At 72.1% G+C, this 18,373-nt stretch carries 13 protein-coding genes; 7 read left to right on the top strand and 6 right to left on the bottom strand.

Translation table 11 applies throughout. The annotated features are described in order from the left end of the window. The first annotated feature begins 14 nt into the window (after positions 1 to 14). From smc to ABZ459_RS22145, 3 genes are all read left to right on the top strand, one after another. On the top strand, positions 15 to 3,716 hold the full coding sequence (smc, locus tag ABZ459_RS22155; protein ID WP_357973046.1) for a chromosome segregation protein SMC: 3,702 nt from the start codon (positions 15 to 17) through the stop codon (positions 3,714 to 3,716). 67 nt (positions 3,717 to 3,783) lie between these two features. Then, positions 3,784 to 4,959 (top strand): signal recognition particle-docking protein FtsY, encoded by a 1,176-nt coding sequence (gene ftsY / locus ABZ459_RS22150; protein ID WP_357973043.1) that lies wholly within the window; start codon positions 3,784 to 3,786, stop codon positions 4,957 to 4,959. A gap of 253 nt (positions 4,960 to 5,212) precedes the next feature. Then, positions 5,213 to 6,889 (top strand): tetratricopeptide repeat protein, encoded by a 1,677-nt coding sequence (locus tag ABZ459_RS22145; RefSeq protein WP_357973040.1) that lies wholly within the window; start codon positions 5,213 to 5,215, stop codon positions 6,887 to 6,889. Between the two features lie 21 nt (positions 6,890 to 6,910). Here the strand turns inward: ABZ459_RS22145 and ABZ459_RS22140 are convergent, their stop codons facing one another. Genes ABZ459_RS22140 through ABZ459_RS22130 form a run of 3 tightly spaced genes read right to left on the bottom strand, consistent with a single transcriptional unit; the run spans position 6,911 to position 9,770 of the window. Then, on the bottom strand, positions 6,911 to 7,705 hold the full coding sequence (locus tag ABZ459_RS22140; protein ID WP_357973038.1) for an ABC transporter ATP-binding protein: 795 nt from the start codon (positions 7,703 to 7,705) through the stop codon (positions 6,911 to 6,913). Then, the gene (locus tag ABZ459_RS22135) at positions 7,702 to 8,745 is read right to left on the bottom strand and encodes an iron chelate uptake ABC transporter family permease subunit (protein ID WP_357973036.1); all 1,044 of its coding nucleotides are present in this window, start codon (positions 8,743 to 8,745) and stop codon (positions 7,702 to 7,704) included. Before ABZ459_RS22135 ends, ABZ459_RS22140 begins: the two co-directional genes overlap by 4 nt. Then, on the bottom strand, positions 8,742 to 9,770 hold the full coding sequence (locus ABZ459_RS22130; protein ID WP_357973034.1) for an iron ABC transporter permease: 1,029 nt from the start codon (positions 9,768 to 9,770) through the stop codon (positions 8,742 to 8,744). Before ABZ459_RS22130 ends, ABZ459_RS22135 begins: the two co-directional genes overlap by 4 nt. Positions 9,771 to 9,867: 97 nt before the next feature. On the opposite strand from ABZ459_RS22130, the gene ABZ459_RS22125 reads away from it, so the two are divergent. Beyond that, the gene (locus ABZ459_RS22125) at positions 9,868 to 10,839 is read left to right on the top strand and encodes an iron-siderophore ABC transporter substrate-binding protein (protein WP_357973032.1); all 972 of its coding nucleotides are present in this window, start codon (positions 9,868 to 9,870) and stop codon (positions 10,837 to 10,839) included. 10 nt (positions 10,840 to 10,849) lie between these two features. On the opposite strand, the gene ABZ459_RS22120 is transcribed toward ABZ459_RS22125, so the two are convergent. Beyond that, complete coding sequence (locus tag ABZ459_RS22120) at positions 10,850 to 11,923, bottom strand: PLP-dependent cysteine synthase family protein (protein WP_357973030.1); 1,074 nt, start codon at positions 11,921 to 11,923, stop codon at positions 10,850 to 10,852. A gap of 248 nt (positions 11,924 to 12,171) precedes the next feature. Here ABZ459_RS22120 and ABZ459_RS22115 point away from each other — a divergent pair, with 248 nt between their 5' ends. Further along, positions 12,172 to 12,759 (top strand): sigma-70 family RNA polymerase sigma factor, encoded by a 588-nt coding sequence (locus ABZ459_RS22115; RefSeq protein WP_352324845.1) that lies wholly within the window; start codon positions 12,172 to 12,174, stop codon positions 12,757 to 12,759. Here the strand turns inward: ABZ459_RS22115 and ABZ459_RS22110 are convergent. Next, on the bottom strand, positions 12,756 to 13,691 hold the full coding sequence (locus tag ABZ459_RS22110; protein ID WP_357973028.1) for a sensor histidine kinase: 936 nt from the start codon (positions 13,689 to 13,691) through the stop codon (positions 12,756 to 12,758). The two genes, ABZ459_RS22115 and ABZ459_RS22110, sit on opposite strands and share 4 nt — an antisense overlap. Before the next feature lie 590 nt (positions 13,692 to 14,281). Between ABZ459_RS22110 and ABZ459_RS22105 the strand changes: the two genes are divergently transcribed. Continuing rightward, positions 14,282 to 14,974, top strand: a complete 693-nt coding sequence (locus ABZ459_RS22105) for a polysaccharide deacetylase family protein (protein WP_357973026.1) — start codon at positions 14,282 to 14,284, stop codon at positions 14,972 to 14,974. A 21-nt stretch (positions 14,975 to 14,995) separates the two neighbouring features. Beyond that, positions 14,996 to 15,646 (top strand): DUF2461 domain-containing protein, encoded by a 651-nt coding sequence (locus ABZ459_RS22100; RefSeq protein WP_357973024.1) that lies wholly within the window; start codon positions 14,996 to 14,998, stop codon positions 15,644 to 15,646. A 4-nt stretch (positions 15,647 to 15,650) separates the two neighbouring features. Here the strand turns inward: ABZ459_RS22100 and ABZ459_RS22095 are convergent, their stop codons facing one another. Continuing rightward, entirely contained in the window at positions 15,651 to 18,056 is a 2,406-nt protein-coding gene (locus tag ABZ459_RS22095; RefSeq protein WP_357973022.1) for a hypothetical protein, read from the bottom strand. Positions 18,057 to 18,373 lie beyond the last annotated feature (317 nt).

The following is an 18,373-nucleotide window of genomic DNA, read 5'->3' as shown; positions in this document are numbered from 1 at the left end:
AGGAGGGTCGGCGTTTGTATCTGAAGACCCTCACCCTGCGCGGCTTCAAGTCCTTCGCCTCCGCGACCGCCCTGCGCCTCGAACCCGGCATCACGTGCGTCGTCGGTCCCAACGGCTCGGGCAAGTCCAACGTCGTCGACGCCCTGGCCTGGGTCATGGGCGAGCACAGCGCCAAGTCGCTGCGCGGCGGCAAGATGGAGGACGTCATCTTCGCCGGCACCTCCTCCAGGCCGCCCCTGGGCCGGGCCGAGGTGACGCTGACCATCGACAACTCCGACGGCGCGCTGCCGATCGACTACACCGAGGTCACGATCAGCCGGCTGATGTTCCGGTCGGGGCAGAGCGAGTACGCCATCAACGGCGACACCTGCCGCCTGCTCGACATCCAGGAGCTGCTGTCCGACTCGGGCATCGGCCGCGAGATGCACGTCATCGTCGGCCAGGGCCAGCTCGACGCCGTGCTGCACGCCGGGCCCGAAGACCGCCGCGCCTTCATCGAAGAGGCCGCGGGCGTGCTCAAACACCGCAAGCGCAAGGAAAAGGCGCTGCGCAAGCTCGACGCCATGCAGGCCAACCTCACCCGGGTGCAGGACCTCGCCACCGAGCTGCGCCGCCAGCTCAAGCCGCTCGGCCGCCAGGCGGAGATCGCCCGCAAGGCCGCCGTCATCCAGGCCGACCTGCGCGACGCCCGGCTGCGGCTGCTCGCCGACGACCTGTGCATCCTGCGCGCCACGCTCGAACGCGAGGCCGCCGACGAGGCCGCCGTCACCGCCCGGCGCAACCAGGTCGAGGCCGAGCTGGCCGAGGGCCAGCAGCGCGAGGCCGCCCTGGAGGCCGCCGAGGCCGAGACCCAGCCCAGGCTGAGTGCCGCCCAGGAGACCTTCTTCAGGCTCTCCTCCCTGCGCGAGCGCATCACCGGCCTCGAACAGCTCGCCGCGGAACGCCACCGCCACGCCCTCGACGCCGCCGCCATCGAACGCCGCGGCCGCGACCCGGAAGACCTCGAACGCGAGGCGGGCGAGGCGCGCGAGCAGGAACACGTCCTGCGGGCCGAGCTCGAACACGCTCAGGAGCTGCTGGCGGAGACCGTCGAGCGGCGGGCCGCGGCCGAGGCCGAGCTGGGCGCGGAGGAGCGGCGCCTGGCGATGGCCGCCCGTGCCGCCGCCGACCGCCGCGAGGGCCTGGCCAGGCTGCGCGGCCAGGTCGACTCCGTGCGCAGCAGGGCGCGCGCGGCCGAGGAGGAGATCGGCCGGCTGGAGAAGGCCGTGGCCGACGCCGCCGAGCGCGAACGTCAGGCGCTGGCCGACCTGGAAGCCGAGCGGGCCGAGGAGCCGGCGGCCGATCCGGCGCTGGCCGAGGAGCTGGCCACCGCGCAGGCCGTGGTCGAGGAGGCCAGGGCCGCCGCCGACGAGGCCCGCGTGGCCGCCGACGAGGCCAAGGCAGGGCTCGGCGCGCCGCGGGCCGCCGTCCAGGCCGCCAAGGCGGGGGTCGCCACGGCCCGCGCCGCCGACCAGGAGGCCCAGCGCTCGGTGGCCGCGCTGCAGGCCCGCCGCGACGCCCTGGAGCTGGGCCTGGCCAAGGGCGACGGCGGCGCCGCGCTGCTCGACGCCGACCTGGCCGGGGTGCTGGGCCCGCTGGCCGCCTCCATGCAGGTCACGCCGGGTGCTGAGCTGGCCGTCGCCGCCGTGCTCGGCCCGGTCGCCGAGTCCGTCGCCGTCAAGACGCTCGACACCGCCGTCGAGGCGCTCGGCCTGCTGCGCAGCACCGACGCGGGGCAGGTCACGCTGCTGGTGGCCGAGACCGGGGTTTCGGACACCGCGCATCACTCCCAGGTTGCGCGATCCCGGCCCGCCGCGCCGGACGGCGGGCGGTGGGCCGCCGATCTGGTCACCGTGCCCGACGAGCTGAGGCCGGCGCTCGACCACGTCCTGGCGAGGGTCGTCGTGGTCGCCGATCTCGAAGCGGCGCGCGAGCTGGTGGGGCGGCGTCCCGAGCTGCGCGTGGTGACCGAGGGCGGCGACGTCCTCGGGGCCCATCTGGCCGGGGGCGGGTCCGCCGGCGGCACCTCCGTCCTGCAGGTGCGGGCGGCGCTCGACGAGGCCGTCCACGACCTGCGGGTGGCCGAGGCCACGGCGGAGGCGACGGCCGAGGCGCTCGACCAGGCGATCGAGGCCGAGCAGGCGGCCCAGACGGCCGTCGAGGCGGCCCAGGCGCACGTCAACGAGGCCCAGAGCGCGGTCACCGCCGCCCAGGCCGGGGTGAGCACCGCGCAGGGCGTCCTCGACCAGGTCAGGGCCCGCCAGCGGGAGGCCGACCAGCGCAACGCGGCGGCGGCCAGGCGGCTGGCCCAGCTGGAGGCCGCCGCGCACGCCGCGCACGCCGAGGCCGAACGCCTGGCCCGCAGCGTCACCGCGGCCCAGGACTCCCGTACCGAGGGGCTGGAGGAGCTGGCCGAGCTGGAGATCCGGCTGGCCGAGGCCGAGTACGCCCAGGAGCTGGAGACCGAGCCCACCACCGACCTGCGCGACGACCTGGCCGCCACGTGCGAGACGGCCCGGCAGCGCGAGATGGACACCCGGCTGCAGGTGCGCACCGCCGAGGAGCGCGTCAAGGGCATCGAGGGCCGCGCCGACGGCCTGCTGCGGGCCGCCCAGCGCGAGCGCCAGGAACGCGCCCAGGCCGCCGCTCAGCGGGCCAGGCGCCGGCGGCAGGCTCTGCTGGCCGAGGCGGTCAGCAAGGGCGCCAGGCAGGTGCTCGGGGCGCTGGCCTCGTCGATCCAGCTCGCCTCCCGCGAGCGCGACGACGCCGACCTCGCCCGCGTCGCCGTCGACGCCGAGCTGAAGCAGGTCCGCGTGCGCGTGCGTGAGCTGGGTCAGGAGCTCGACAAGCTGGTCAACCGGGTCCACGGGAGCGAGGTGGCCCGCACCGAGCAGCGCCTGCGGCTGGAGCAGCTCCAGGAGCGGGCGATGGAGGAGTTCGGCGTCGAGGTCGAGGCGCTGGTCTCCGAGTACGGCCCCGACGCGCCCGTCCCGGGCGACCCGCCGATCCCGTACGTCCGCGAGGAACAGGAGAAGCGGGCCAGGGCCGCCGAGCGGCAGATGACCCAGCTCGGCAAGGTCAACCCGCTGGCGCTGGAGGAGTTCGCCGCGCTGGAGGAGCGCCACGCCTTCCTGACCTCGCAGCTGGAAGACCTCAAGAAGACCAGGCGCGACCTGCTGACCGTGGTCAAGGAGGTCGACGACCGCGTCGAGCAGATGTTCGCCTCGGCCTACGAGGACGTCGCCCGCGAGTTCGAGCAGATCTTCACCCGGGTCTTCCCCGGCGGCGACGGGCGGCTCGTGCTCACCGACCCCACCGACATGCTCACCACGGGCATCGAGGTCGAGGCCAGGCCGCCGGGCAAGAAGGTCAAGCGGCTGTCCCTGCTGTCGGGCGGCGAGCGCTCGCTGACCGCGGTGGCGTTCCTGATCTCCATCTTCAAGGCGCGGCCCTCGCCCTTCTACGTGATGGACGAGGTCGAGGCCGCCCTCGACGACACCAACACCCAGCGGCTGCTGACCCTGTTCGAGGAGTTGCGGCAGAGTTCCCAGCTCATCGTCATCACCCACAACAAGCGCACGATGGAGATCGCCGACGCCCTCTACGGCGTGTCGATGCGCGGCGACGGCGTGACGCAGGTGGTCAGCCAGCGCCTGCGGGAGCGCGAATCCGCCTGATCCGGCCTGTCATCATCCGTGTGCCTTGGGCATGACCATGCCGGTCGATCTGGAAAACTGACATCTTGTGGATGGTTACCTCGGCGTCATAGTGATCGTGGCCGTCGTCGCCCTGCTGGCGGCCGGCGGCCTCTTCCTGCTGTTCAGGCCGGGTGGCAAGGCGGCGCCGCCCGTGCCGCCGCCGGAGGCGCCGCCGCTTCCCGAGGAGGAGAAGCGGCCCGCCGGCCCGGTCGAGGAGGCCGACGGCGCGGTCACCACGGTGCCGCCGCCGGTCCAGCCGGCCGAGCCGATGGTCATCGCCCCCGAGGTCGAGGTGCCGCCGCCGTCCGCGGGGCGGATGGTGCGGCTGCGCTCGCGCCTGGCGCGTTCGCAGAGCGCGCTCGGCCGCGGCCTGCTGGAGCTGCTGTCCCGTGACCGGCTCGACGACGAGGTCTGGGACGAGATCGAGGAGAGCCTGATCACCGCCGACGTGGGCGTCGCCCCGACCCGCGCGATGGTCGAGGAGCTGCGCACCAAGGTCAAGGTGCTGGGCAGCCGCACGCCCGCGGAGGTCAAGAGCCTGCTGCGCGAGCAGCTTCTCGCCCAGGTCAACCCCGACCTCGACCGCGGCCTGCACGTGCAGAAGCACGGCGAGCGGCCCGCCGTGGTCCTGGTCGTGGGCGTCAACGGCACGGGCAAGACCACCACCACCGGCAAGCTCGCCCGCTCGCTCATCGGCGACGGCAAGAAGGTCGTGCTCGGCGCCGCCGACACCTTCCGCGCGGCGGCGGCCGACCAGCTCCAGACGTGGGGCGAGCGGGTCGGCGCCGAGACCGTGCGCGGGCCGGAGGGCGGCGACCCGGCGTCGGTGGCCTTCGAGGCCACGGCCAAGGGCATCGAGGACAAGGTCGACGTCGTCATCGTCGACACGGCCGGCCGCCTGCACACCAAGACCGGCCTGATGGACGAGCTGGGCAAGGTCAAGCGGGTCATCGAGAAGAAGGCCACGGTCGACGAGGTGCTGCTCGTCCTCGACGCCACCACCGGCCAGAACGGCATGCGCCAGGCCCAGGTGTTCGCCGAGGTGGTCAACATCACGGGCATCGCGCTCACCAAGCTCGACGGCACCGCCAAGGGCGGCATCGTGATCTCCGTGCAGCGCGAGCTGGGCGTGCCGGTCAAGCTCGTGGGGCTCGGCGAGGGGCCCGACGATCTGGCGCCTTTCGACCCGGATGTCTTCGTGGACGCAATCCTGGGCGACTAACGCCGTTTATCGGTCGTGTCCTAATTCATGCCGAAATGGCCCTTACCAGAAAAGTCTTGAGTCGTTAGTTAGCTTTGTGCTGACATGTTCGGGTTATCCGCGATCACGTAAGGGATGCCCATGAAGAAGATCGTCGTCCATCGTCCCGGGACTGTCAGGCCCTCCACGCTCGCCTCGCCGCGACACTGCGCTTGACCTGTCTCTGGGTCGGCGTTTCCACGCGGGAACGCCGACCGCTGGGAAGGGGGCGGTCGTGAGGACGATCGCCCTGGACGCCGACCGCCGGGCAGCCGGGCCCTACACGCTGGCCGCCGCGCTGCTCGACCTTCTGGTCCCCGAGGCGCTCGACCGGCGGCCCGACCTGGTCGCCGCCCATGACGTGGAGCTCCGGGTCGCGGCGCCCCGCCTGCGGCCGTTCGTGCCGGTGCGCAGGCGCTCGCTCGCCGACGACCTGCCGAGGGGGCAGCGCATCCTCATCCCGGGGGCGCGGCGCAGCCTCAGGATCGCCAACGGGCTGGCCGAGTTCGTCCGCGAGCTGCTGGCCGACACGGGGCCGGTCACGCTCGTCGTGTCGAACCTGGGCGAGGCCGACCACACCGACCGCGAGCTGGTCGAGGTGTTGCGCCGCCGGCTCGACCCGGGGCTGCTGCGCGTCGAGGAGGGCCCGTCGTCGCCCGGCGAGGGCCCGCTGTGCGCCGACTTCGACCGCTACCGCGACGAGGGCTTCCACCACGCGATGGCCGAGTCGGGCACGGAGGCGCTGCGCGGCATGGCGTACGAGGACGACCCCGAAGGGTGGCGGACCCTCGTGCAGCGCGTCGCCGCGGCCCTGGAGGCGGTGGAGCGCGAGGAGGAGGCCCGCGAGCTCTACGATCGGGCCAGGCGCCTCAGCACCGACCCCAAGCACCGGGCCACCATCGCCTACGCCACCGCGATGATCCTGGTACGCCACCACGATCCCGCCCGCCGCGATCCCGGCGAGGCGATGGCGTGGATCAACGAGGCCGTCACGATCACGTCGTTGCTGCCCGACCCCCGCGAACGCGCCTTCCACCTCGGCTTCGACCTCAACGGCAAGGCCCTGGTGGAGCTGCGCGCCGGCCGTCCGGGCGCCGCGCTGCGGCTGGTCGATCAGGCCATCGCCCTGGCCGACGAGCACCTGACGGACGAGCACCCGGTCCACCGGCTCGTGCTGCGCGCCAACAGGGCCCAGCTGCTGGCCCAGGCCGGCCGGTACGAGGAGGCGCTGGCCGACTACACGGCGGCGATCGACGCCGATCCCGGCTATCCGGACTACTACCTCGACCGGGGCAACCTGCTGAACAAGCTGGGCAGACCGGTCGAGGCCCTGGCCGACTACGAGGCCGTCATCCGGCTCAGCCCGCCCTTCCCCGAGGCGTACTACAACCGCTCGGAGCTGCGGTTCGCGGTCGGCGACCTGGACGGCGCCCGCGCCGACCTCGACCGCACGCTGGAGCTCGACCCCGACTTCGCCCCCGCGTACGTGAACAGGTGCGGCCTGCTCGCCCTCCACGGCGAGTACGACCAGGCCAGGCGGGACGTGGAGCGCGGCCTCGCGCTCCGGCCGCGCGACGCCCACCTGCTCTGCGTGCTCGGCCAGGTGGAGACGGCCCAGGGCCGCTATCCGGAGGCGTACGCGGCCTTCGACACCGCGCTGGAGGTCGACCCCGACCTGGCCGCCGCGTGGGGGAACCGGGCCGTGCTCGCCTTCGAGCGCGGCGACCCCGACGGCGCGCTGTCCGACCTGACCCGCGCGCTGAAGCTGACCGAGACGGCCGAGCTGCTGTTCAACCGGGCGATGGTCCACCGGGAGCTGGGCCGGGCGAAGGAGGCCAGGCAGGACCTGCTCAGAGCCGCCGAGCTGGCCCCCGACGATCCGGACGTCGGGCGGGCGCTGGCCGAGGGGTGAGGAGACGGGCGGCCGGTACCGTCAGGCGCGGGGAGCTGCGAGCGGTCCGATCGGCACCACGAGAGGAGTGCCCGCGACCGGGTCCTCGATGACCTTCGCGTCCAGCTCGAACACCTCGCGCAGCAGCTCCTCGGTCAGCACCTCGTGCGGTGCGCCGGCGGCCACGACCCGGCCGGCGCGCATGGCCACCAGCCGGTCGGCGTAGCGCGCGGCCAGGTTGAGGTCGTGCAGGACCATGACGACCGTGCGGCCGGCCTGCTCGTGCAGGTGCCGGACGAGCTCCAGCACCTCCACCTGGTGGGCCAGGTCGAGGAACGTGGTGGGCTCGTCGAGCAGCAGCAGGTCGGTGCCCTGGGCCAGGGCCATGGAGATCCACGCCCGCTGCCGCTGGCCGCCCGACAGCTCGTCGAGCGGGCGTTCGGCGAGGTCGGCCAGGCCGGTCATGGTCAGCGCCGCGGCGACGGCCGACTCGTCGTCGGAGGACCACTGCCGGTACCACGTCTGGTGCGGATGCCGGCCCCTGGCGACCAGGTCGGCCACGGTGAGCCCTTCGGGGGCGGAGGGCGCCTGCGGCAGCACGCCGAGGATCTTGGCCACCTCGCGGGTGGGGATGGCGTCGATGCGCTTGCCGTCCAGCAGCACCTGGCCGCCCTGGGGCTTGAGCAGGCGGCCCAGCGCGCGCAGGAGGGTGGACTTGCCGCAGCCGTTCGGGCCGATGATGGTGGTCACCGTGCCCGCCTCGACGCCCAGGTCGAGGCCGTCCACGATGGTCCGGTCGCCGTAGCCGAGCTTGACGCCCGCGGCCTGCAGCCTCATTTGCGTGCCCTCCAGATCAGGTGGATCAGGTACGGTGCGCCCAGCACGGCCGTGACGATGCCGACGGGCAGTTCGATCGGGGAGAAGACGGTCCGGGCGATCAGGTCGGCGCCCGCGGTGAGCACGGCCCCGGTGACCGCCGAGCACAGCAGCGGCGGCCGGGCCGAGCGGGTCAGCCGGAGCGCGATCTGCGGCGCGGCCAGGGCCACGAACGCGATCGGCCCGGCCGAGGCGGTGGCCACCGCGGCCAGCAGCACGGCACCCAGGATCAGCAGGGCGCGGGCCGCGTTCACGCGTACGCCGAGTGCGGTGACCACGTCGTCGCCGAAGCGCAGCGCGTCCAGCGAGCGGGTGCCGAGCAGGGTGGCCGGGACGAGCACCGCCAGCGCGAGCGCCACGGGCACGACGTGCTCCCAGCCGCGGCCGTTGAGCGAGCCGCTGATCCAGACCATGGCCCGGCCGGTGTCGTTCACGTCGCCGACGGTCAGCAGCCAGAACTTCACGTTCGTGAACACGGCGGCCACGCCGATGCCGACCAGAACCAGGCGGTAGCCGTCCAGGCCGCGCCGCCAGGCCAGGCCGTAGACGACGGACGCCCCGAGCAGGCCGCCGAGCAGGGCGAGCGCGGGGATGCCCAGGTCGGCCAGCAGGCCGCTGGTGCCGCCGTAGACGCTGCCGCTGGCCACCACGCCGGCCACCACGGTGACCGAGGCGCCGGTCGTGACGCCGAGGATCTCGGGGCTGGCCAGCGGGTTGCGGGCGATGGACTGGATGATCGCGCCGGACAGCGCGAGCGCGGCGCCGACCAGGGCGCCGGTCAGGGCGCGCGGCAGGCGCAGCTCCATGATGACGAAGTGGGCCGGGCTGTTGACGTCGAAGGTGCCCTGGAGCACCTCCGCCAGGCTCATCGGGAGGTCGCCGATGCGCATGTTCAGCGCCATGAGCACGACCAGGAGCGCCAGGCCGGTCACGCCGACGCCGACGGCGCGCAGGCGCAGCCGCCAGGACAGCGTGCCGAGGCGCAGGGGGAGCGCGGTCATAGCCGTACCGGCTTTCTGCGGCGGACCAGGGCGACGAAGAAGGGCGCGCCGATCAGGGCGAGGACCACGCCGACCTCCAGCTCGCCCGGAGGGGCGACCACGCGGCCGATCACGTCGGCGACCAGCAGCAACGCCGCCCCGACCAGCCCCGAGTACGGCAGCAGCCACCGGTGGTCGGTGCCCGACAGCGGCCGGGCCAGGTGCGGCACGATCAGGCCCACGAACGCCAGCGAGCCGCAGGCCGCCACCGCCGCGCCCGACAGCAGGGTGACGGAGGCGACGCCGACCGTCCTGGTCAGGGCGATGTTCTGGCCGAGCGAGCGGGCGACGTCCTCGCCGAGCGACAGGGCGTTCAGGGCCGGGGCGTTGACCAGGGCGAGCAGCAGGCCGGCGAGGATGAACGGCAGCACCTGCCAGACCACGTCCGGGCCCCTGGCGGCGATGGAGCCGGACTGCCAGAAGCGGAAGACGTCCATGGCCTGCTCGTCGAGGAGCACGATGGCCGAGGTCATGGCGTACAGCAGGGCGCTGACCGCGGTGCCGGCCAGGGCCAGCGTGACCGGGGTGGGGCCGCCCCTGCCGCCCGTCATGCCGAGCGCGAACACCGCCACGCTGGCCACCAGCGCGCCCGCCAGGCCGAACCAGATGTAGGCGAGCAGGCTGGAGGCGCCGAGCAGGATGATCGAGGCCACCATGGCGAAGGCCGCGCCCTGCGTGACGCCCAGCAGGCCGGGGTCGGCGAGCGGGTTGCGCGTGTGGCCCTGCATCAGGGCGCCCGAGACGCCGAGCGCGATCCCGGCCAGCACCCCGAGCACGGTACGCGGCACGCGCAGCGAGCGGATGATGATGTCGTTCTCGCTGCCCGTTGGCGCGGTGAGAGCCTGCCAGGCGTCGCCCGGCGGTACGGACTTCGAGCCGACCGTGATGCTCAGCACCACCCCCGCCGCGACGGCGGCGAGGAGGAGGAGCAGGAGGACGAGCCGCCGGCGCCGGATGCCGTGGAGGCGGGGCGCGAGCGCGGTCACCAGTTTCCTCCCCTTGTTTGCCCGATCGTGGTGAAGTATGCCAGGTTAGGCAGGGCTAACCTAATTTAGGTTCGCCTTACTTCGAGAAAGGGTTCCGATGAGAGCGTGGCGGGTGCTGGCCGGTGTACTGCTGGTGGCGGGGGTGGCCGCGTGCGGCTCGACGGAGCCGGCGGCCACGCCGTCGGCCGACCCGGCGGCCAGGACGATCGAGCACGCGATGGGCTCGACCAAGATCTCCGGGCAGCCCAAGCGGGTCGTCGCGCTCGACCAGAGCTTCGTGGACGCGGTGCTCACGCTGGAGACCCCCGTGATCGGCTACACCACCTACCGGTCGATCGACACCAAGCTGCCCGACTACCTCGGCCCGCTCGTCGCCCAGTACGGCAAGGAGGCGACCCCGGTCGGCACGCTGGAGCAGCCCAGCCTGGAGAAGATCGCCGCGCTCAAGCCCGACCTGATCGTGTCGGCCAAGGTCCGGCACGAGGCCCTGTACGACAAGCTGTCGAAGATCGCGCCGACCGTCTTCAGCGAGACGACCGGCGCCATCTGGAAGGAGAACCTGCGGCTCATGGGCCGCGCCCTGGGCAAGGAGGACCTGGCCGACTCCCGGATCAAGGCGTTCGAGGAGCGCGCCGGCACGATCGGGGCCGCGATCAAGGAGAAGGCGGGCGGGAAGCTGCCGACCGTCTCGATCGTGCGCTTCGCCGGTGAGCCCACCGTCCGGCTCTACGTCGAGAAGTCCTACTCCGGGGTGGTGCTGAAGGACGTCGGCTTCCCGCGCCCCGAGGGCCAGCCGACCAAGGACGACGCCATCGCCGTGGACATCAGCGCGGAGCGCATCGCCGACCTCGACGCCGACCACATCTTCGTCGCCACCTACCCGGACCCGGCCAGCGACGGCCCCAAGGAGAAGTTCGTCGGCAACCCGCTGTGGGGCCGGCTCAAGGGGGACAAGCACGAGGTCAGCGACCTGACCTGGATGAGCGCCGTGGGCATCCAGGGCGCCCACGCCATCCTGGACGACCTGGCCAAGACCTTCTCGGTCGACCCCGCCAAGGCCGCCTCCTAGGCCCAGACGCTCAGCGCGGCAGCAGCGCCCGCAGGTCGGCCAGGTGGGGCTGGAGGTCCAGCCCCTGGCCGGCCAGCCATTCCGGGTTGTCGTAGGTGCCCTTGTAGCGGTCGCCGCGGTCGCAGATCAGGGTGACGACGCTGCCCTGGACGCCCGCTTCGCGCATCTCCCTGACGAGCTCGACGCACGCCGCCATGTTCGTCCCCGTGGAGCCGCCGACGTCCAGGCCGGTGACCTCGCGGGTCCAGTGCATGGCGGCGATCGAGCGGGCGTCGGGGACGGCGATCATGCGGTCGATCACGCTGGGCAGGAACGACGGCTCCACCCGGGGACGCCCGATGCCCTCGATCCGCGACCCGGAGGCCGTCACCGTGGGGTCGCCCGAGACCCAGCCCGGGTAGAACGCCGAGCCCTCCGGGTCGACCACGGCCAGGCGGGTGGGGTGGCGGCGGTAGCGGATGTAGCGGCCGATCGTGGACGACGTGCCGCCGGTGCCGGCGCCGACGACGATCCAGGCGGGCTCGGGGTACGGCTCCATGGACATCTGCGAATAGATCGACTCGGCGATGTTGTTGTTGCCACGCCAGTCAGTCGCGCGTTCGGCGTAGGTGAACTGGTCCATGAAGTGGCCCCCGGTCTCGGCGGCCAGCCGGTGAGATTCGTCATAGATCGCCCCGGGGTCGGCGACGAGGTGACATTTCCCGCCGTAGAACTCGATGAGGTGGCACTTCTCCGGCGACGTGGACGCCGGCATGACGGCGATGAACGGCAGGCCGAGCAACCGGGCGAAATACGCCTCGCTGACCGCGGTCGAGCCGCTGGACGCCTCCACGATCGTGGTGGCCGGGCCGATCCAGCCGTTGGCGAGGCCGTACAGGAACAGGGACCGGGCGAGCCGGTGCTTCAGTGAACCGGTCGGGTGCACCGATTCGTCTTTCAGATAGAGGTTTACGCCCCAGTGCGAGGGAAGCGGAAAGACGTGCAGGTGAGTGTCACAACTTCGGTTGGCGTCGGCCTCCACCTTGCGGATGGCCTCCGCCACCCACCGACGTGTCCCCGTGTCGTGACGGTCCACAGATTCCATGTCCATACGCTATCCCCTGTGACTCTGACCACTATTCCTACGAAATTGGGTGGGTAGTGTTATGATAATGAGACTTGTCCGGCCGTGGACGTGACCACGCACGCCGCGAGCAGATGGACTACAAACCCCTTCTGACCTATGCGGACTCTCCTAACGCGTCCCTTACCTGGGAGTTGCGAGGATGAGGAACGCTGTCAGGCGGCTTGTGCCGAACGGGGGATAGCGCAAGGGGGAATGAATTGATCACTATGACCGATGAGCAGCGTCAGGACTGGTTCGAGCGCGATGTCGTGCCCGTGACGTCGCAGCTGTTCGCTTCCGCCATGCGCCTGACCCGTAACGCCGCCGACGCCGAGGACCTGGTGCAGGAGACCGTCGCCAAGGCGTACACGTCCTATCACCAGTTCCGTGAGGGCACCAACCTCAAGGCGTGGCTGCACCGCATCCTCACCAACAACTTCATCAACGACTACCGCAAGAAGCAGCGCTCGCCGAAGCTGTCGGCCGCCGAGGACATCGAGGACTGGCAGCTGCACGCCGCCGAGTCCCACACCTCGACGGGCCTGCGCTCGGCCGAGACCGAGGCGCTCGACCGGCTGCCCGACAGCGTCGTGATGAACGCTCTGCGCTCCCTGCCCGAGGACTTCCGCGTGGCCGTCTACCTGGCCGACGTCGAGGGGTTCGCGTACAAGGAGATCGCCGAGCGCATGGGGACGCCCATCGGCACCGTGATGTCCCGCCTGCACCGTGGCCGCCGCCAGCTCCGCGGCATGCTGGAGGACTACGCGCGGGAGGAGGGCGCCGTGCGCCTTCCCGCCCCCCGCGCCGCGGCCTAGGAGGAGTCCAGGGACAGACGAAGGCGGACGCGTAGCACGCCGCCTTCGTCGCGCAGCTGCACCCGGTCGCAGAGCTGCCGGCTGATCCAGAGCCCGTACCCCCGCGGGGACTCGGGCTCCGGCGGTATGTAGCCCGGCAGGGGGTCGTCGAGCGTCCCGCCGGGATCGGCGATCTCGCAGACGAGGTCGCGCTCCTCCACCCACATCGTGATCGTGCCGAACCCGGCGCCGTGCTCGACGCAGTTCGCGGCGATCTCCGAGACGCTGAGCACCAGCGAGGAGATGAGGTTGCGGTCCATGCCGGCCGTCCTGGCGTAGTCGCCGACGGTCTGGCGCAGGCGCTTGAGCTCGCGGGCCGTGAAACGCACCAGGCAGGCCCCGGGGCCCGGCTCGGGGAACGGCGCGTCGTCGCCGTCGAGCACCAGCTCGTGGGGCTGGACGAACCGGCCGCTGGCGGCCTCGCCGCCCGACCCCAGCACCAGGGGATGGACGACCGAGGTGAGCTCGCGCACGGGCTCGGGGACGTGACGCAGGTCGTACAGGCACATCATGACGGACGGGGCCGCGGCCAGGGCGGCGTTGACGACCGAGTCGTAGCGGATGAGGTCCTGGATCCGCAGCTCGCTCAGATCGGTCCAGACGGGCTCGCCGACGACCAGGGTGGGCCGGCCGCGCGTGTACTCGTGGTAGGCGGCCAGCATCCGGTGGGGGTGGCCGTACCAGGCGCCGGCCGGGCGGCTGTCGATGCGCCGCGCGTCGCCGTCGAGGGCCTCCGACAACAGCGCCAGCCGGTCGGGACGGTTGACGACCAGCACGCGCCGGTCTTCGTCCAGCGCGGTGCGCACGCGCGGCACGACGAGGTCGAGGAAGGCCCGATCGGAGTCGTACGGTACCGCGACGTGCTTCAGCGACTGTGCCCGCTCACGGCGCACGGCCGAAACGTAACAAGGGCGGCCCGGCCGCGCAACGGCGGAAGCCGACCAATAACGTCGAACGGCCTGCACGTGACTCCCCGGAGTTTCATGATTACTCCATGTCTTGGACGGCTGATGCCCGTTGCTGGGTACATCTGTTGTGTACGGAAACGTCGGCAGGGGGTGGCGTGTGACCGAAGCCCGCGCGGCGGCGGAGAAACTCCAGGCGGAGCTGCACGGGCTGGGAGTCACCAGCGCGTACGAGGTGGGGGACGGAGCGACCATCTCGGTCTGGATAGGTCTCGTCGTGCACTACAGGGACGGGTTTTACCGTTGGCAGGAAGGTCCGGTTAAACGTCGTCATCTGGGTACGGATCCGGTTGGATGTGCCATGCGCGTGGCGCGCCGCTACAAGGAGCTGCACGCGGATATCCCACTCTGGTGGGACGACCTGGCCAGGGAACTACGGGGGAGACCGGTCCAGGACTATCCGTAAGGCCCCCGCGTGCGGTGTTTCGGGGGAAAACATGCGCATTTGGGCTTTGCCATTCGTCCTGATCGTTCTCGTGGGCTGTGCCGCTCAACCGGTGCCGCGCCGACATTCCGCCATGATCCGGCCGCAGGTCAGTCCTGAGGTCCTGGCCAAGCGGCTGATCGCGCAGCAGGCCGACTGGCCGCGCAGCCGCAGGTTCGACTGCGGCAAGATCAAGTGTGTGGCCCTGACCTTCGACGACGGTCCAGGGCCCTACACCGGCAAGCTGCTCGACCTGTTGCGCCAGCGCCACGTCAGGGCCACGTTCTTCGTGCTGGGCGAGATGGTGGCCGCCGACAGCGGCGGCCGGATCACCCGCCGCATCGTGGACGAGGGCCACGAGATCGGCAACCACTCCTGGTCCCACCCCTCGCTGACCGGCCTGTCCCGCGAGGGGGTGCGCAACGAGCTGGGGCACACCGACGAGCTCGTCCACCGGCTGACCGGGGTGAAGATGCGGGTCATGCGCCCGCCGTACGGCAGCACCGACGACGCCGTCGCCGCCGAGACCCGCCGCGAGGGCCTGGCCCAGATCCTGTGGGACGTCGACACCCTCGACTGGCTGCACCGCGAGCCCGCCGCCGTGGTCAGGCGGGCCGACACCGCCAAGGCCGGGTCGATCGTGCTCATGCACGACATCCACCCCACCACGGTCGAGGCCGTGCCGAAGGTGCTCGACACGCTCGCCAAGAAGGGCTACACGTTCGTGACGGTCTCGGAACTGTACGGCCGCCCGCCCACGCCGGGCCGCACGTACACCGCACGGTGAGCGGCATGGCACCCTTGGGCCATGGCTTTCACCGGCTTCCCCGACGAGGCGTTCATCTTCTACGAGGGCCTTGAGGCGGACAACTCCAAGCACTACTTCACCCGCCACAAGCACCTCTACGAGGACGCGGTGCGCGGGCCCATGACGGAGCTCACCGACGAGCTGGCCGCCGAGTTCGGCCCGGCCCAGCTCTTCCGGCCCTACCGTGACGTGCGCTTCTCCAAGGACAAGACGCCGTACAAGACCCATCAGGGCGCCTTCGTCGACCTGATGCCCGGCATCGGCTACTACGTCGAGATCAGCGCCGCCGGCCTGTACGTCGCCGGCGGCCGCTACACCCAGGCCGCCGACCAGGTCGCCCGCTACCGCGCGGTCGTGGACGAGGACGTGACCGGCAAGCCGCTGGAGTCGATCACGGCCCGGCTCGCCGACGCCGGCTACACGATCGGCGGCGACCGCCTGAAGACCAGGCCGCGCGGCTTCGACGAGGACCACCCGCGCATCGAGCTGCTGCGCCACAGGTCCCTGTTCGCGGGCGTCCGCCACGAGCCGGAGCCGTGGGTGCACACGGCCGAGGTGCGCGGGCGCGTCGAGCGGGCCTGGCGCGACTTCGCGGCGCTGGTCGACTGGCAGTGCGCGCACGTCAGGGGCAGCGAGCTGCCGCGCCGCTGACGGGTCACCGCTGGCTCGTGGTGACCTGGTCACCCTTCAGGATGCGGTCGACCGTCTGCCCGGCCGCCGAGCTGGCCGCCGTCGTGCCCACGGCCAGCGCGAGGGCCAGGGTCGGCGCGGCCAGGCTGCGCACGCTGCGCAGGTTGCGTACCCTGGCCCACGGTTCGCCGGCCAGGTGCATGATCCGCCACTCCCAGAACAGCCCGAGCCCGACGCAGACCATCATCACCTGCCCCACCACGATGGCCACGACCTGTGCCTTGTCGAGGGGGCCGATGTCCGGTTCGACCAGCGTCGACAGGTAGCCGGCCAGGCTGGTCAGCAGGGCCGCGACGGCCAGGTACAGCGCCTTGGTCATCGGCTGGGTGCCCCTGACGCACGGGTAGAAGTAGCCGAACAGGAAGCCGAACGCGGGCAGGGTGAGCAGGTAGCGGCCGTCGAAGAGGAAGCTGGTCAGGTCCGCGCCCTCCGGCCGGCCGTAGACCAGCGCGAAGGGCAGGCTGAGCAGCAGGCTGACGGTGAAGGCCGACACGCCGTTGTGCCAGGGCGTGCACCCGGCCGCCGTGGCGAAGGCGGTCTCGGGATGGCGGCCGTGCTCGCGCAGCGCCGACTCCAGCGCCTGCCGCCGCTGGTCGAACTCGGCCATCGACATGTCCGCGGCCAGCCTGGTCCGTCCCGCCCGGTACAGCTCCTGCTCGGCGAGCAGCAGCAGGCGCCTGTGCAGGGCCGCGCGGACGAACTGCCGGTGCTCCTCCTGCGTGTCCGGCTCCACGACGGACGCGGGCGGCCCGGCCAGCAGCCAGCGCGCGGTCAGCCAGGCCACGAGCGAGGTGATCGCCAGCAGCGGCAGCGGCACGTCGATGTCGGCCAGCGTGGTGCTGCCGCCGGGCGTGATGTAGAGCACCATCAGCACGACGACCATCGTCGACTCGGCGGCCGGGTCGCGCACGGCCGTCACCCGGCAGCCCAGCCGCCACAGCCGCAGCACCAGCATCACGAACCCGAGCAGCAGCAGCCCGAGCACCCCGCGGACCAGCGGGTCCAACGGCAGGCTCCCGATCATCGGGACGCCCGCGCGGGGCACGGCCAGGCTCCACGACCCCGCGTCCAGCCATTCCGTGGGCCAGCCCTGCACGAGCAGGCTCACCACGACCGCGCCCACCACCGCGGCCCGGCTCCACCGCCTGGTCGCCACGGTCACCGCCGCCACGGGGATCATTGCCCAGCTCAGCGCCAGCAGCAGCCGGACGCTGTCGGGCGGGTACACGCCGTCCAGCAGCGCCCGCAGCCACAGGGCCAGTGCCAGCAGCCCGACCGCGGCCTCGGCCCACAGCGCGGCCAGGCGGACGACCACCGGCCTGACCCCGAGGTCCACGCTGAAGCCGACCGCCGCGCCCGCCGCCGCCAGGGCCGCGACGGCCGCGCCGGTCAGCAGCACGCGTCCGGGGAGCTGGCCGTGCAGCCAGGACCAGCTCAGCATGCCGATCCCGACCAGCAGGCCGAGCCCGGTCACCGTGAGCAGGTCGCGGCCGGTCCACGGCGGGCTGGTGGGCAGCACCCGTCCGGCGTGCCGCAGGGCCATCACCGGCACGGCGACGAACAGGATCACGTACCCGACCGGCGACCACTCCGCGGCGACCAGCGGGATCAGCAGGGCCGGCGCGGCGATGGCCAGGCCGACGACCAGCTCCCTGTTGGGCACCCGCTGCCACCACCGGCGGCCGAGCGAGCGCACCAGGAACACCGCCAGCGCGCACGCCGTGAGCACGCCGAGCGCGGTGGCCCAGGAGAAGTCGTCCTCCTCGGCGACGTCGGGGAAGCCGTAGGAGCCGGGGGCCAGCGTCAGGCTCACCGGGTAGGCGCCGACGGAGAACCGCAGCAGCCCGCGTTCCTGCCGTTCGGGCTGGATGCCCTCGACGCGCAGCACGGTCCACTCGCCGGGCAGCACGGTGACCGCGCGCACCACGACGATCAGCGGGAGCGCGGTCGGCGAGGTGAAGTCGAGCCGCAACAGCCCCTCGACCTTGACCTGGCGCAGCAGCGTCACCGTGAACTCGGCCGCGACGTGTCCCGGCGAGGAGACGACGAGCGGTGCGAGCCGGGTGGTGGGCGCCAGGCTCTGGCCGTCCACCTTGAGCGCGCCGAACCCGGAGTCGGTCACCTGCGGCAGCGTGCCCGGGAAGCCGCCGCCCTGGCGCAGCGCCTCGGCCAGCGGGTCGTCGGGACGCATGTCCAGCCGGTGCCTGACGGTGATCCTGACCTGGCGCTGCCGGGGATCGATCCGCCCCTCGGGGACGGCGTCGAGGTCGGCGGCGCGGGCCCGGGTGACCGAGACCTCGGTGGCGGCCGTACGGGCCCATCCGGCGGCCGGGTCGGCGCGGGCGGCGGCGGCCGCCCACGGATTGGTCACGACGGTGCTCTTGGGCCTGTCGGACCCGGCCACGGGTCTGGCTGCGATGGTGCACCAAACGATCGCCCCGAACGACACCAGAGCCAGCCCGAATGAAATTGCCATCCGGAGCTTTCCCACAATTGGGATGATTCTCCGGCATGCCGAAATGTTCTATGGCATAGGGTCACGGTGTTATCACAGATAGTCTCATGACCACGTTTCTTTACACCGTGACACGGGAGAGACGTTCCATCGCGCGTGCTCGGGCCGATCGTTGACAGGCCCCCCTGACACGAAAGCCGCGTGTCACCGGGAAAGTGACACGCGGCCGTGGT

The sequence above is a fragment of the Nonomuraea sp. NPDC005692 genome (genome assembly GCF_040631115.1).
Classification (GTDB): domain Bacteria; phylum Actinomycetota; class Actinomycetes; order Streptosporangiales; family Streptosporangiaceae; genus Nonomuraea.
Note: the sequence above shows the minus strand (reverse complement) of the source record. Positions and strands in the feature narration are given on the sequence as shown.